Genomic DNA, 16,480 nt, shown 5'->3' on the forward strand with positions numbered 1-16,480 from the left:
ACATATAACCTAATAAAAATATTTCTATTTTGATTACGGAAAGAAAGTCTTTATTAAAACATATGGTTGCTAATTTAATTGCGATCTGCCTTGCACCCAAGCAGCAATATCATTTATAACATACTCAGGTATATTAGCAGGACTATAATATTCATCCGGCTTACTTATTTCCCCATCGCCCTCTGTAAAGAAATGATTTAACTTTGGATATAGTCGATAATCAACGTTATTTCGTTCTTTTAATTGTTCTTTCCAAATAGGAATTTCGATTTTTGATTGAACTTGATAGTCTCTTTCTCCTTGAATAATAAGAAGTGGTGTCTTTTGTTCTTTTGACATTTCTGCTGCTTTAATTTTCCGAATAGAATCCCAAAATACTGCTGATCCTAAGTAAAAATCTTTTGGAGGATTCTGACCAGAGAAATTTGGATCATTTAATAATTCAAATTGCGATTTGTAGAATTTATATTGCTCCTGGTTCATTGCTCCAATAGAGAAAAGGTACTCAAATTGATCTAAAACAACGTCTTGGATCGTACGAGCTGGCCCTCCCATTACAATTGCTCCAGCAATATTTTTATTTTGGTCTTTTTCAATCATTTTCGGAAGCATCATTCCACCTTGACTATGACCCAAAATATAAATTTGATTTTTATTTATTAGAGGCTCATTTTTAAGAAATTGAGTTACAAGAAGAGCATCATCTGTTGTCTCTTTATCAACTGTATAAAAGGGACTAAATTGTGTTTTCAACCCATGTTCATAAGTTCTTTTATTATAGCGAAGGACAGCAATTCCCTTCGATGCAAGACCTTCAGCTAAATCGCGAAACGGTTTTAAAGCAAACGCTGTTTCATCCTGATCAGTTGCTCCTGATCCTTGAACAAGAATAACCGCTGGAAAAGGACCATTTCCTTTTGGAACCGACAATGTTCCTGGTAATGGAAATGCACCACTTCCAACTACTACTTCTTTATCAACAAATGATTCAGGCTTACTATATGACGGACGCTCAGCAACAGGACTAAACGACATGCTGAGTTGAAAATCGTCTATTTTTCCAGATGGATCTAGTTTAATTAGTAAAGGTACAGTCATTTTTTCAAAAACTAATTGAATCTCCACATTTGTATGAACAGGATTTGTCTCTTTTTGTGTAACCTCTCCAATTTCTATAAAAGAACCTGCTTGTAATTGAACTGGGAGTCCCTCCCAATAGCTCTTCAGCCATTCTTCGGATATTATTTTCTGTAATGACCTTGAGGTTAAATCAAATGCAGATTTATAATCTTCACTATTCATATGGCGAATAAATGAAAGAGTAGTAGATATAATAGGATTTTCATCATCACTATTGTCTATTTTTTTTATATTTGTGTTTACTTCCTTTAATTTTGAAATAAATTGGTGGTTAAATGGATTATTATATGTATTAGGATATAAATTTGTTTTCAAAATTTCCGTATTCCGTCCCTCATACAAACTTGAAGAACTCGTAAACTTTTCAGGTGAAATTACTTCCTCCGCATATGAGACTGAGGGAATTGCTATTGTAAAAATTGCACTGATAAGTAATAACTTATTACTTATTCTTCTTTTCTTACCCATACTTATTGATTCTCCCTTCAAAATTTAAAATTTCTAATACAATATGCCAACTATAAGGAAAATAAAAATTACCAAAGAGATTAATAATCTATTTTACGATCCCCCTCTCAAGTTAAAAATCTATCATTAACAAACTTCAATAAAAAACGCCTTCCCCCTCTTTTTTTATTGTTGGATTTTCCAATGACCTAGAAGCACAGCACGAAATTACATGTAACCTACCCATGAGATTCTCTGTTTCAAAAGAAAAAAGCACCCCACTAGATGCTTTCTTTAATTGTTCTCACTATCATTTATTTAGGTAATTCTCTTATTACTGTAAGATAAATTCATTCTATTTCCTAAATCTCACTTATTTCTTAATTCACTCATACCAATATAAAGCCTAATAACCTACCATCAAAAAATAAAGAAAACAGGTTATTTGGCTATTCATTTCGTAAACTTAATGCTCAAATTAGTTTTTTTCACAAAGTTAAACTTTATTAAGAAAAACTTAAAGAATTTCCCTCTATATTCATAAGAACTTTTTTCTATACTCAAAAATGTAAATAGACAAAAGGAGAAACAATCATGAAGAAATTTGTAATTTGCATACTAGGAATAGGCCTCCCTATATACTTACTACCTTTCATATTACGTGGAGATTTAGACAGATTTAATCCGATTGCTGAAGAAAAAAATGTATATGCCGTTGCGAAAGGATATGGTGTTCCAGATTATCATCATAAAGGAAAAGCTATGTACTCACTAAAAGCTGTTGACGAATTAAGTAATGAAAAAGAATATACAGTTGGAACGAACACGCCTAATGATTTTATAAGAAAAACTTACTTAAAAATTCATGTGAAAGGAAAATATGTGTATTCTTACGATATTATTTCTAAAGAAGATATTCCGGAGAAAATAAGGGGACAATTGGAGATAGCAAATAAATAAAAGAGCCAATTCATACGATTTGGCTCTTTATTCTCTCTCCCATCTACCGTTTGGATAATTCTTTCGGTAGATTTATTAAATTCGTTATCATTGTTCCAATAACCATTGTTCAATTACTTTTACTGTTTCATCTCGTTGTGCTTTTGCCGTAATTAAACTCGCATTATCACCTTTTTGCTCACCATACATGCCAAAATGAGCATGATTTCCCCCTTTTATCATGTGCATAGTTGTATTCTTTGACATGAACTTTTTATTGTTCTCTATTTTTTCTACAGTTGCTAAAGCATCTACTTCCCCATAAATTGATAACATCGGAATCGATTTTGTAGAAAAGTCATCTGCAGGATACGAACCTAAGAAAATAATCCCGTCTACCTTGTCTTCATGTTGGAAGGCATACTTAGAAATCATAGTTCCTCCCATTGAATGCCCTGCAACATACCATTTTTGAACTTCCGGATACTTTTCAATTACACTGTCTACCTCATTTATTCCAAGTATCGCTAAATTTAATGGTAACTTAGGCATTACTACAAAGTGCCCATCTTTTGCAAGCGCTTCTCCTAAGTAACTATAAGCCTCAGCTTCTACTTTAGCTCCTTGATAAAAAATAACCCCTACTTTCGCATCTTTCGCTCCAAAAACGATATTATCTTCATCTTTTTTATCATCTACTAACGACAAAGCCTCTTTCGTCGGTTTATAAGTAAACTGAGACCAAGTCAAAAAAGTAAAACTTCCTATAATTAAAATAGCTAGTAAAGAGTACAGCGTAATTTTTATCCATTTCTTCACAAAGATGACCTCCATAAGATGTATATATTCCATATTTCGGATTATCATTAACACACATAAAAACTCGAGCATTTTTATTGTGCTCAAGTTTTTAGTTCCGTCTTTAATTTATACTATAAATTGTCCAAGATAAATATGTAGCAAATGCAGACCATAAAAAATATGGTATTAGCAACCATGTCGATACTTTAGATAATTTGGAAGAAACCGCTATGAGAAGTAACGTAGTAATAGCGACAAGTAAACAATCTACTGTTGCTAAAAACAAATTCTTTTGGCTAAATTGAAAATAGCTGAACGCTTGATTGAATATATAATTTAAAAGGAATAAAAACCAAAATGTTTTTGGCTTGAATCCATAGTTTTTGTAAATAATTGCAACTGATAATGCAATAAGTCCAAATAATACAGCCCATATCATTCCGATTGTCATACCAGGAGGTGTCCAAGACGGCTTTTCTAACGCATCATACCAAGTACGATCAATAGGGAATAAAACACTAGAAACATAAAACAAACCATATGTTAGTAAAAATACTATAATACTAGATTTTTTCATAAACATTCTCCTTTTTACTAGAAGATTATAGAAACTTTATATGATTAGTATGCCCTTGTAATGGATAAAATTCTAATATTTAAATTCCAAATACATATTGTTTAACCCATTTTATACAAATTCTTTCATACTTTTATATGCACAAAGGGCTCTCTCTCGTGCTGCCTTATGATCAACAATCGGATAAGGATATGTATCCCCAAGCTTTATATTGGCCTTTTGTAAAATATGCGCAGGCGCTTCCCATGGTTTATGTATATATTTATTCGGTATATCGCTTAATTCTGGTACCCATCTTCTTATATACTCTCCATTTTTATCAAACTTTTCTCCTTGTGTGATGGGGTTAAAAATACGAAAGTACGGTGATGCATCTGCCCCACTTCCAGCAACCCATTGCCATCCCATTGTATTATTTGCAATATCAGCATCTAGTAGTGTATCCATAAACCATTTTGCTCCTTCTTGCCATGGAATTAACAAATGCTTTACAAGAAAAGAGGCTACAGCCATTCTTGCCCGATTATGCATAAAACCTGTTTGCCAAAGCTCCCGCATTCCCGCATCAATAAACGGATAACCAGTTTCACCCTTCTGCCATACGCTTAATAACTCCTCTTCCTTATCCCACGGGAAATTTTCAAAGCTCTTATTAAGAGGTTTAGATACTGTAAATGGATAATGATATAGTAAATAATAAGAAAACTCTCGCCAAATTAATTGACGTATAAAGCTATTAACTTGTTTTTCAAAAAGACTACATTGTCTTTCGGTACTTTTATTTATTAAGTAATGAAACATTAGCTTTACTGATATTTGACCAAATGAAAGATACGGTGCCAACATCGAATGGACATTTTGATCTGGAAAATCTCTTCCTTCACTATAAGAGACTAATTTGCTAGAGAAAAATTTCTTGAATGTTTTATATGCCCCTTCTTCTGTCGGATTCCATATTGCTTCCATATGAGATGTCCACGGTATAGTTGGCAGCAAGTGTAATTCTGAAACAGATAAGCTTGCTGGCAAAGAGCTTCCCCACTTTATACTCTGCACTTTTCTAATAGGTTTAGGTATTACCTGCTTTTGAAATGCATTATAAAAAGGCGTAAAAACCTTATATTCAGTGTTATCCTTCTTTTTTATAATCCACGGTTCTAATAATAAATGCGAATTAAATTCCTTACAGATAATACCTTTATCCTCTAACATCATTTTCATTTTTTGATTAGATTGTACTCTGTCCGGATCATAACAAATATTCCAATATACAGCCGTTATATCTAATTGTTCTATGAGAGAAAGTATTTCTTCTTCCGTACGTCCTTTACGAATTATTAAAGTAGAGCCCAATGCCTCAAGTTGCTTCTTTACATCTTTTACAGCATGGTGTAACCACCACTTTGCCGCACTTCCTATTGAAAAAGTTTCATCTTGTATATATACCGGAAGAACCTCACCAGACTGAACAGCTTCAAATAGAGCTGGGTTATCATATAAACGAAAATCTTTTTGAAACATAACAATAATTTTATTTTGCATGGCTATCCCTTCTAATTCTTAAAGCACAATTCATTCTTTATGAGAACAAGTACTTCTGTTATTTTTAAAAGACTATAAGAATCATCCTTTTTATTTTATAATCTTCTTCACTATAAACATTGATTTTCTATCTCTCTAAGTACATCATTTCCTATATTATCTATCTTTTCATTTTTTATGGTGTTATATAAACTCTGTAAAACTTTTAACTCTGTTCTTAAATGTAAAATGACACTAGATAATATATATAACTTAGCTACACTCTCTTTTCCACACTTTTCTTCATATACTTTTTGAAGGGTAGTAAGATATAACGTCAGTTGAGAAATTTTAGTTTTTAGCTGTTCTAGAATTAATTCTTCCTCCCCATATTGTGCAAAAAGTAGCGCTTCATATATAGGACGATGCATATCCTCTTTCTTTATCATTTGCTCTAATAATAAATGCTCAAATTCTTGTTTACCACTTTTAGTAATACCGTAAATAGTCCTTTCAGGGCGTTGTTCATTACGAATAATATCAACAACCTCTATAAAGCCCTTCTTTTCAAGTTGCTCAAATGTATAATATAAAGAGCCTTTAGTAATTTTTATATAATATTTCATTTCACTATTTTTTAAAAGTTGCTGGACTTCATACGGATGCCTATTTTTCTCCATAAGAAGACCCAGCATAAAAAGCTTTGTATTCATAACTCTCCACTCCTTAATAACCTATACCAATAGTATAAGCTAAAAATAAGTAAAGAATCTTTTTGTTTTATAAAATTTATGACTTCAAATTCACTTTATTATCCTTTGTACCAGCTTTGGAATTTCCCATAAATAATATTGCTATAAACGAAACGATAATTGGAATTAAAGCTAATAGAAAAACAGTAGTAATTGAAGATGACATAGCAGCTATAATTTTTTCAAGAATAAACGTAGGGATACCGGATCTTACATCTGAGCGAAATATTGCACTTGGATCACCTAGATTATTTAACATGCTGGAACCATGTTCTATTCCCTTAAAAGCATCCTTTAAGTTAGCTGTAAAGGTACTATTTTGAATGGAGCCAAAAATCGTTACTCCAATTGTCATACCTAGTGAACGAAAGAATGAATTTGTCGAAGTAGCTGAACCACGGAATCTCGGTTCCATATTATGAATAGAAACTGTGGGAAGCAAAGAGAACGAAAATCCAACTCCAAATCCCGTTATAATCATGTATATCGTTAAAAGTACACGGCTTGTTTGCGGATCCATCGTTCCTAACAAATACATACCTACCCCAAAGGATATTATAGATAATAACATCAAGTTGCGGTAACTAATTTTCGTTTGAAATATTCCACCAATTGCACTACCTACTACAGAACCTAACATCATTGGGGTTAAAATTAATCCAGCATTAGTTGCTGTTCCACCATATACAGCCTGAACAAAAATAGGAATAAATACTGTTAAAATAACAAATGTTGCTCCATAGAAAAACGTAATAATTTGTGATATTGCAAACTCCTTACGCTTAAACATCCAAAATGATATTATCGGATCTTTCACTTTTCTTTCTACCAATAAGAAGCCAACAAAAAATACAATAAACGATGCAAATAACCCAATGATTTGTATCGAATCCCACTTAAATTCTTTTCCTCCCAATTCTAAAGCGAACATTAAGCTAATTACTGCTATGACGAGTGTTATCGCCCCCCACCAATCAATATTTTGCTTAGTAGGTGGATTATTTTCTTTATAAGCTTTTAAAATAAAAATTAATGACATTAGACCAATTGGAATATTGACGTAAAAAATCCAATGCCAACTAATATTTTCTGTTATATACGCACCTAATAAAGGTCCTAATACACTTGAAGAACCAAATACGGCCCCTAATAATCCAGTCATTTTCCCTCTTTTTTCAATAGGAAAAATATCAAATACAATGGTAAAGGCGATTGGCATCAGTGCCCCCCCACCTATACCTTGAATTGCACGATAAATACTTAGCTGAACAATACTTTGCGCAGTACCACATAATGCAGAACCAATTAAGAAGATTAATAAACCAAAAATATAAAACCTCTTTCTACCATACATATCAGATAATTTCCCGAAAATAGGCATACCCGCCATAACTGCAACCATATAAGCAGAAGTAACCCATATGAATTTATCCAATCCACCCAAATCTGAGACAATTGTACCAATTGAAGTGGCAACAATTGTATTATCCATTGCAGCCATTAAAATGCCTAGCATTAACCCAGCTATCACTAAGCGTAAGTTGCTCTCTTTTGCAACCATACCTCTTTCCTCCTTTTTTCACACTCAATAAAACATATAGTCTAATTAAACTATATACTCATTATAGTCTAATTAGACTATTTTTCAATAAATCATAAAAAAAAATAAATCCCCCCAAATATATTGGAGAGATTATAATTGTAGAATTGCTTCCTATATAAAGTAATTAAAACCGTAAAAACTATTACTTTTTATACTACCTTGATTTTGCATACATGCAACTTACTCATTTAGTTTTGGTCTAGTTTGTAAATATAAATTCAAATCCGGACTTGAACCTTTAATAATTATATCTCGAACAATTTTAGAAAGTACCATACTATATACTAATCCATTATCTCCATACGCATAGATAAAGTGACAATTTGGAAACTCTTCATACATTCCAATTATAGGTAAACCATCATGAGTACCACCATAAAAAGCACTTAAATAAAATTCAGGTTCAACTGTTATATTGGGAAAGAGCTTATTAAATTCATTTACTAATTTCTCTTTTTTATGGGTTAATTTTGAATCTCTTTCTTGAGCAATGTTTGTATCTTCATCTAGCCCACCTATAATAATCCTGTTATCTGCAGTAGTTCTCATATAAATATATGGTCTCGCAGTTTCCCAAATGAGAGTACGTTTATACCAAGAAGATAAATCTTCTACAGGATTAGTAACAACTGCATATGAGCTAATCAGTGTAGCGTTCTTTTCCTTTTTAAATTCCAATCCTTCATATCCTGCAGCCACAATTACTATATTGGCAGTAATAGAATTGCCCCCCTTTGTATAAAAGATAGCACATTCTTTCTCTAACTTTTTGCCAACAATCTCTGTATCTTCATAAATTTGAACTCCTTTATTAGAAGCTTGTTCTAATAAACTATGTGTAAATTTATAAGGATTTATTTCACCATCATTATACGTATAAATAGCTTCACGTTTTTTAAATGGATATCTCTGTCCAATTTGTTCCTCTGATAGCCAAGTCGCTTTAAAATCATGCTTATGTAAATAATACAGTTCTTTTTCTAATTTCTTTATATCCTCTTCATAGCTTGCATAATATAAACTGTCACGTCGTTTAAAGTCAGAGCAATAAGGTGAATTTTGATCAGCATATTCAATATCATTAATAGCTTGTTCACATAATTTCATATGCTTAACTGCATACTCTTCTCCAAATGTATTTACAAGTTCAAAAAACATCTTATCTCCTAAATATTGAATAAGTGCTGTATTTGTAAGGTTACTTCCATGTCCTACCTTTCTTTTATCAACGACAACAATATTTAAATCTGATTCACTCAAATAATATGCTGATTGAGCACCTGAACTTCCTGCTCCTATTATTAGTACGTCACATTTTATATCTTCTTCCAACCGAGGATAAGAAGGTGTATTAGAAAAAGTTGTGTTCCAATATAATTTCCCTTTCTGTAAATCCATTTAAAGTGCACCGTCCTAAATAAAATAGTTATATCCCCATCTGTATTTCCAAATCATTCTTACTATATACTTCTTATCAAATTTATTTTTGCTACCATTAGATTATTAATGCAATATTTTGTTCACCCATATATGGTATTAAACTAGGCTTATAAAAAGTTAATAGTATATATATTATTTATTTTCATTTAGAAATTTAAGAACTTGGTTAAAAGCTTCTTCACCTGCTGGAGTGTTCATTTTAAATTGAAATTCATGTGCTAACTCGCCAGAGATATTTTTATCAAAGAAAAGTGTATCTACAGGTACTCCTTTATTTTGTAAAGTAGAAGCTAATGCTTTACCTTGATCTTCGAATGATGCAGTATTTCCATCTGTGATGAACGTTGGTGGGTAATCTTTTGTAACGTGTTTATAAATAGAGGCGATTTCCATTTCAGGTAATGTTTCAAACTTCTTTTTCCCAAAGTAAGCCCAGCCAGTAGTACGCATAAAGTCTTGCACTTCTTTGGATGTTTCCATTTTAGCTAATGCAGGCATATTATACGGGCCACAAAATAGCAGTATACCTTTAATTGTAGAAGGAGCAACAACAGCGTCAATCCCGGTTAATTTCGCATAATCTGGAGATGTTTGAATAGTAACAAATTGTCCAGATATTTGCGCTCCCGCAGAATCTCCTGCAAAATATAGGTCATCTAGTTTTACATTATATTTCTTTGCATTTGCTTTTATATATTCATAAGCCTCACCAAGTTGTAGTACTGGTGTAGGATACTTTCTTTTAGGAGCAAGAGCGTAATTTATATTTATCACTGTATAACCACGAGCAGCTAATTCTACTGCATAACCAGTAATGTCTGATTTATCTCCACCTACAAATCCACCCCCGTGCACCCAAAAAATAATAGGTGTTTTCCCTATAAAATTTTTGGGATAAATAATGTCTAATGTACCATCAGGAAATTTAGAATTATAATTGATATCTTTAACAATTCGTGTCTCTTTTAGAGCGTTTTTATAATTATTAGATTGAACAAACATTCCACCTTCAAATGCTTTTTTTATGAGAAACGCTTTCGGAATAGGTGAAACATTCCAGAAAATCCCCCCCGCAATAATCAATCCGAAAACAATAAAAAGAGTTAGCAACATTCTTTTTTTCCATATCATTTTAGGTTTTAACTGTTTTATTCTCATAATTAAAGAATCTCCATTCTTTTTAATAATAATCTTGAAATAAATCACAACATAAATTTTTATTTTCCGCCTGCTAATCCGTCCTTAAAATTTCATGCAAAAGGTTATATATTTTTATTATGTACATATTAGATATCTCCTATAAAACACATTAAAAATTCAAACAAAAAAGCAAAAGATCCCCATTTATAGAAGATTTCTTTTGCTCTTTGTAAAGGATACAAGTCCAAATAAAAGTTGCTTATCTATCGATAACTTACACATAAGAATGCATTTGTTTCAGTACTTTATTAGCAGAAACTTTAACAACCGTTTCTTTTTCACCCGTTCTATCAATTATGAAACCATGAACTTCAATATCAGAAGGTACTAATGGATGATGACGGATCATATCTATACTCTTTTCAATATTTTCACTAACATTTTTTTGTCCACTCAGCCATTGATTAAGGCTACCACTTGAAAATTCAGGCATACAATTTTTAAAGAGATAGTCTAATTCTATATTATCTTTTATGAAATCACGTTGAGTTTGTAGATTAACTGAAGAAGTTTCTTTATCCTCTATTCCGACAACAAAAACTTCTTTAACATTTTCTTGATAAATAGCAATAATAATAGATTTCATTATATCTCCATAAGGATGTACAATTACAGAATCATAGCTGTGTATAGTCAACATGTTTTCTTGTTGACTGTTAGTTACTTGTTGGATACTAGGCTCTATTCCGTGTTCAATGTCTGTTAATAATAAAACTTTTTTATTCTTTGAATTCATATGGAGCACTCCTTCTTCATTATTGTATTTACGAAACTTTTAAGCTAGTAACAATAATAATTGTTACCAGTTTTTCCAGCGTCCCTCGGGATCAACACTTGCAAGTCTAACCCATCCATTTTGAACTTTTTCTCGAAATGTGAAATCATTATTTAGTAAACGTTCTATATATTGAATAGGCGCTTGAATTACAATTAGTAAACGAAGTGGTGAATGATACGTCTCACTATCTGACTGCATAACGGATTGCCAAGGTAAGCCTGGCAACAAATCACTTGCATTTCCCTGCATAACACCAAGACCCGCCGTTACGGTTTGGGTTGTTTTATTTCCACTACCATAATAATGAGGAGCTACAGTTGAAGCGTAATATTGTAGATTTATCCACTGAGCTACTGTTCCTGGTCCTGCAATAATGTTAGCTAATATATCGCCACTTTCATCCTGTTTCCAATCATAATTATGGAGGAAAGCCCTACCTTCTAAGTCACAATCCTGAGTTAATTCCCGTTGCCCGATAATAAAAGATGCATTACGAGCTAATCCCCATTCTGGACGTATTTCACTCCAATCTTCTGCAAATCGATGTGCCTCTTTACTCGCATTTTTTATTTTCATTTTTAAATTTGGTAATTGCGTTAAACGCTCTCTATTTGCATGTTGGCTCACATTTGGCATAATCAACTTGATACAATCAAATGCTTCTTGCGCAGTTTCCGAAAGTTCTGGGACGTAAATCCATTCCAATTCATCCACTGTTGTTTTATGTTCAGCTGCTGCAAAAATGGTATCCTCAGGAATTTTAATACCTTCAGCAAACAACGCCTCTCTCACTTCTGGAAGATTACATAAAGTAGCGAAAACTCTTGCATTGAATCCCCCTGCTGCTCCGCCACAAGCACCACACTCAAGTGCTGCAGCATAAGGGTTGTTCGTACTTTGACTACTATGTCCGCACATTACAATTAAAGGAGCAAATTTTTCTGTCAGTCCCACCATTTTTAAAGCTTGACGCACATAGTTCACTTTTTCTTCTTTCGTAAAACCGATAGGTATCTCACCCTTTGTGTCATGAACATGATTAAGCGAGAATGTTGTATCAGGTTTTTGTAACATAGTTTTACGAAGTTTACGAATGAAACCACCAACTCCTCTTGGGACAAAGCTTCTTGTCACCATCTGTAGACCAAGTAAAGGACCACTTAACTCAGGTAGCGCCATACTTGTCATTACGTTCTGTTTCATCGTTTTAAATGTATAACGTACCGAACTGCCTACCCTCTTACGCTGCTCATAAGATTTAAGTTCATTTTCATTTGTGAGCTCTTTTATTTGATGTTTCGGTTTAAGTATAACTGGCAAAGAAGGATGGTTGTTATTACTACCTAGTGCACTAGTTGCAATTGGTAATCCAAAGAAACCAGCTATTCCAAATGTTTCAAACGGACCTAATTTTTCAAGTTGGCGACGAAACGGTTCTGAACGTACATCAATACAAAATGCTAATTGAGCTAATACACGCTTTTTATCATTGGTTACACGTTGTTTAGAAGCAATCTTCTCTCTTAATTGCTCTGCATGCGTTTGTTCCCAAGCTTCCAGCCAAAGTTTCCTGCGAATATTTTCATCAAAACGATAAGCGAATGCTAATAATTCACTTTGTTCAGCAGCAGGCATTTGTAACCATTCCCGTGTTGAAATATTCCCCCAATAGATCCAAGAAGCTATAAGTGGGACGATCGGAACTTTTTTCTCAACCTTTTGATTTTTTAAAGGTAAATAAGGTTTTGCAATAGCCAGCTCCATAGAAATTCGAACTGCTAAATATTCTATGAGAAGTTGCTGTTCCTGAATTGATTGTTGTGAGCGCCATCGTATCATTCCTGCCCACCCAGGTAAAGAAAGTAAGTGCCCTTCAAGATAAGCTTGTATGTTAGATTCAGAAATTCCTAGTTCAAATAACGCTCTCGCTAAAGCTACTTCGGCATCTTGTGGCCAATCTTTTAAAACTTTACGCTCATTTTTACTGAGCGCTGGATCAAATTTAATAAGGTGGTGCCATGCACGATAAAAACCTTTCTCTCGATTTGGCATCGTCCAACTTGATCCGGAGTCATCAAGATATAATTTACACCATTTAATGATATGATAATTAAGAATATCAGATAGGTTTTCACTATTTTGATTCTCTATAAGCGAACTTATTGGCTGCATAACAGAGGCTTTCATACTTGCTGTATTTATATAACTCATTTCTTCTACCAATTTATTTACTTCTGGCGATGATAATAGACTAGAAGGTAATTTTTCTAACTTTAAAGCCGCTTGGCAAAATCGCTCTGCTTTCTCTCGCGGGATATGAAAAGATTGTGAATCCAGCCAACGAGACAAACTACTTTGTAAAAATGATTCCTCAATCTCACCTTTCGCTTTTGCCGAATGAATCATGGAGGCACTAGGATAAACATCCACATTACGAGCTTCTTTTAACCAATTCGCGACTTGTTCAAATGATTGCTTTTCAAGTCCCATCCAAGGGTGGTGAGCTGCAAACGTAGAGATAGGCCAAAGTGGTGCAATAACTTGGCTAGCAGATGCAACTAAATCATTTATATTATGTTCTTGCATATCAATGTTTGTGTCTTCCTTTAATATTGATGGTATGCTCATCACGAATTACCTCCCTTTGATACATAATGTTTCAGATAGCTTGGGTGACTTTCTACTGACTTTCGTCTCGCCTCACCTACTCGAACTAACCAAAGATAAAGTACAGCGAATAAAGTAGAAGATTGATGACGAGTAACGAAAGTACTAATAACACTACTAAATAGTAAAATACATATAACAAAGATAACGGCTGGAGCTGAAGGTTGAACACTTTGATAAATATCAGTATGCAACCATTTATAAAGAGAATTATGAACAGTAAAGTAAATGAGAGAACATCCACTCAAAACAATTACGCCAGCAATTCGTCCCATTCTTCCCTCTCCAAAAACAACAAGCTGTTTCCATGAAAAGTATAGTGACCAGCCTAAGATTAACGCACTAACTAGTTGATACCCATCTCCAGAAGTCATAAACCAGAAAGTAATTGCTATAAATAATCCTAAAACACGCCCGACTATAATCCATAGATTGGCCATCTTTTCATTAGACTGATTCACTACCTCAAAACGTTGCACTGAAGAACCAGCTTGTAAAAACAGTGTAGCTTTAAACAAACCATGTAAAATTAAATGAATAATAGCCGCTAAATAAGCACCTAATGCACATTGAATAAGCATAAATCCCATTTGTGCAATAGTTGAACCTACTAGCTGACGTTTATAATCAACTTGGACTAAACTAATTCCTGTTCCGATTAAGACAGAAATACTAGAGAAAATAAGTAAAATGATTTGTGCAATATCATCATGAAAAAGAGGTGAAAATCTAGTTAACATGATACCACCAGCATTTACTAAACCTGCATGCATAATAGCTGAAACAGGAGTTGGAGCAACAGCAGACTCAATTAACCATCTTTGAAAAGGCCATTGTGCTGCTGGAATCATCACCGCTAATATAATTAATAAGTTAATTCCTGTTCTCTCCAATGTTCCATGTAGCGCTACATTTTCATTCGTTAAAACTGATGTTAATTGCCACTGTCCAGTTACTTGAAAAAGCCAAATGATAGCTGATAGCAACGCAATCCAACTTATTGTAAATAAATAGCCAGAGATTTTAGTTGCTTCACTAACTACTTTCCACCCTTTATTTAGCCCTATGAGTAGAACCAATCCTATAAGCGTTGCTCCCCAACAAATGATCATGAAACGAAGATCGTCACTTAACCATGCAACCGAAGATACACCTGTAGTAAATGTAAAAAGTGCAAAATATTTTCGATATGAGCGGTCTCCCATTAAGTAACGTACAGAAAAACGCTGAATGATTAAACCAATTGTAAGAACAAAGAAAGCCATTAACCAAGCTAAAGTATCTAGATGCCAAGGCCCCACAACTCTATCTCCATTGTTATTAACAAGTGCGAGTAAAGAAATCAATGAAGGCAAGGCAGCGATACCAATATGGATATGAACAAAACGTAAAGGCATCCTTGCATTTAAAAACAATAATCCACTTAGCCAAGAAGCACTAAGCGCCATAAAAAATAATGTTAACAGTGTTGATGAACTCAGCGAAATTAACATGTTAAATACTCCCTTCTAAGCGAAAATAGCCTATAAAAATTCCTTTTAATTACGATAGTTTTTTAAATTTCAATTTTCATTCACTCTTTTTAGTGCATCGTTTTTTCCCATAAAAAAAACCGACAACTTCCATAATTCAATGATTTTATATCATCATTGAATTATGGAGATTGTCGGTTTCACTTCAACTAACTTCAATAAAGTTTTTTGAAGAGCTCCCATTTTATAGAGGATAGTAATGTATGTATTACTCCTATTAAAAATAACAGTATATCTCTGATCTCCTAGATTATGCAATCAATATATCAATTTATGTTATGCGCTATCTTTCAATTAAGAAACTTTTTCATTTAGTCAATATTACATATTAAAAAAATGCTAAAGCCTTAATTATAGCAAACAGTTAAAATAAGCATCTATTAATTTTTTAAAACAATTATAAGATAAACTATATTAAGCAGTTTGTCAATTTATTTATCGGTTTTTTAAGAGTTATTAGAATTAAGATTTATTATACCTAAATAACTTCAAGTTTTTAATTATTAGCCTGTTAATAAAGTGCAAAACTTGTAGGTTTCTTAATCCTTCCACTAACCTTAAGGTATTTTTAAAATTTCTCCTCAAGATTATGAAGCAATTTAAAAATCATTACTCGTTCGCCTGTACGGGAGCTTATATCCGTATGAAAGCTTTTCACTTTCTCTCCAGTTAATTCTAGTATAATCTCTTTCAAATCTTCAATTCCAGATTCAACTAGCTCCGAACGATTTTTCTTTATCGTTAACATACCGTCTTTTGTTTCGCAAACAGTATATTCAGCCGGCGTTAAAATACCTTGTAAATTTACGATAATCATATCCCGTAATATATCTGTCTTAACGGATATAGACCCGCGTCCTAGATAGTCCTTTTCCCAGTGAGTAATTGCTTTGCTTATCTCTGATTCAATAGAGCCTTTTGAGCTTTTCATCTATGTATCCTCCTTCAATAAAATAAATTTACAATAACAATATAATAATCCGGATTGATTTTATTTTCAATTATTGAGAAGAATTTATTGGGATTGCAAAAAAGAACTCTTATAAAGTGAAACTTTAATCAGTGGAGGTTTTCTTCATCCCC

13 protein-coding genes are annotated in these 16,480 nt (G+C 33.0%); 1 reads left to right on the top strand and 12 read right to left on the bottom strand.

Annotation, left to right across the window (positions count from 1 at the left end; genetic code table 11):
- Window positions 1–69: 69 nt before the first annotated feature.
- Window positions 70–1,608 carry an alpha/beta hydrolase gene (locus OXT04_RS07655; protein WP_141493493.1) on the bottom strand — a complete coding sequence of 513 codons (1,539 nt, stop codon included), beginning with the start codon at window positions 1,606–1,608 and terminating at the stop codon, window positions 70–72.
- A 573-nt stretch (window positions 1,609–2,181) separates the two neighbouring features.
- Here OXT04_RS07655 and OXT04_RS07660 point away from each other — a divergent pair.
- A complete protein-coding gene (locus OXT04_RS07660; protein ID WP_000714887.1) occupies window positions 2,182–2,547 on the top strand; it encodes a YxeA family protein in 366 nt (121 codons plus the stop codon).
- A gap of 87 nt (window positions 2,548–2,634) precedes the next feature.
- On the opposite strand, the gene OXT04_RS07665 is transcribed toward OXT04_RS07660, so the two are convergent.
- The 11 genes from OXT04_RS07665 to OXT04_RS07715 all read right to left on the bottom strand — a co-directional run bounded on the left by OXT04_RS07665 (window position 2,635) and on the right by OXT04_RS07715 (window position 16,328).
- Window positions 2,635–3,345, bottom strand: coding sequence for an alpha/beta hydrolase (locus tag OXT04_RS07665; RefSeq protein ID WP_267414114.1), 711 nt, complete (start codon window positions 3,343–3,345; stop codon window positions 2,635–2,637).
- A gap of 103 nt (window positions 3,346–3,448) precedes the next feature.
- Window positions 3,449–3,904, bottom strand: a complete 456-nt coding sequence (locus tag OXT04_RS07670; protein ID WP_000749739.1) for a TspO/MBR family protein — start codon at window positions 3,902–3,904, stop codon at window positions 3,449–3,451.
- 111 nt (window positions 3,905–4,015) lie between these two features.
- Complete coding sequence (locus tag OXT04_RS07675; protein WP_001179968.1) at window positions 4,016–5,446, bottom strand: cryptochrome/photolyase family protein; 1,431 nt, start codon at window positions 5,444–5,446, stop codon at window positions 4,016–4,018.
- 110 nt (window positions 5,447–5,556) lie between these two features.
- The gene (locus tag OXT04_RS07680) at window positions 5,557–6,138 is read right to left on the bottom strand and encodes a PadR family transcriptional regulator (protein ID WP_001093176.1); all 582 of its coding nucleotides are present in this window, start codon (window positions 6,136–6,138) and stop codon (window positions 5,557–5,559) included.
- A gap of 76 nt (window positions 6,139–6,214) precedes the next feature.
- The gene (locus OXT04_RS07685) at window positions 6,215–7,738 is read right to left on the bottom strand and encodes an MDR family MFS transporter (protein WP_000225816.1); all 1,524 of its coding nucleotides are present in this window, start codon (window positions 7,736–7,738) and stop codon (window positions 6,215–6,217) included.
- A gap of 222 nt (window positions 7,739–7,960) precedes the next feature.
- Window positions 7,961–9,178 carry an NAD(P)/FAD-dependent oxidoreductase gene (locus OXT04_RS07690; protein WP_267414115.1) on the bottom strand — a complete coding sequence of 406 codons (1,218 nt, stop codon included), beginning with the start codon at window positions 9,176–9,178 and terminating at the stop codon, window positions 7,961–7,963.
- Between the two features lie 174 nt (window positions 9,179–9,352).
- A complete protein-coding gene (locus OXT04_RS07695) occupies window positions 9,353–10,378 on the bottom strand; it encodes an alpha/beta hydrolase (protein ID WP_100910150.1) in 1,026 nt (341 codons plus the stop codon).
- Between the two features lie 256 nt (window positions 10,379–10,634).
- Window positions 10,635–11,156, bottom strand: coding sequence for a carbonic anhydrase (locus OXT04_RS07700; RefSeq protein ID WP_267414116.1), 522 nt, complete (start codon window positions 11,154–11,156; stop codon window positions 10,635–10,637).
- Between the two features lie 63 nt (window positions 11,157–11,219).
- Window positions 11,220–13,826 (bottom strand): DUF2309 domain-containing protein, encoded by a 2,607-nt coding sequence (locus tag OXT04_RS07705; protein WP_100910149.1) that lies wholly within the window; start codon window positions 13,824–13,826, stop codon window positions 11,220–11,222.
- Window positions 13,826–15,358 (bottom strand): NADH dehydrogenase subunit 5, encoded by a 1,533-nt coding sequence (locus OXT04_RS07710; protein ID WP_098250565.1) that lies wholly within the window; start codon window positions 15,356–15,358, stop codon window positions 13,826–13,828. Before OXT04_RS07710 ends, OXT04_RS07705 begins: the two co-directional genes overlap by 1 nt.
- 607 nt (window positions 15,359–15,965) lie before the next feature.
- On the bottom strand, window positions 15,966–16,328 hold the full coding sequence (locus OXT04_RS07715; protein WP_025118617.1) for a Na-translocating system protein MpsC family protein: 363 nt from the start codon (window positions 16,326–16,328) through the stop codon (window positions 15,966–15,968).
- Between the last annotated feature and the right edge of the window lie 152 nt (window positions 16,329–16,480).

It is taken from the genome of Bacillus sp. GC_Bacil_1, from assembly GCF_026540675.1.
Taxonomy (GTDB): domain Bacteria; phylum Bacillota; class Bacilli; order Bacillales; family Bacillaceae_G; genus Bacillus_A; species Bacillus_A cereus.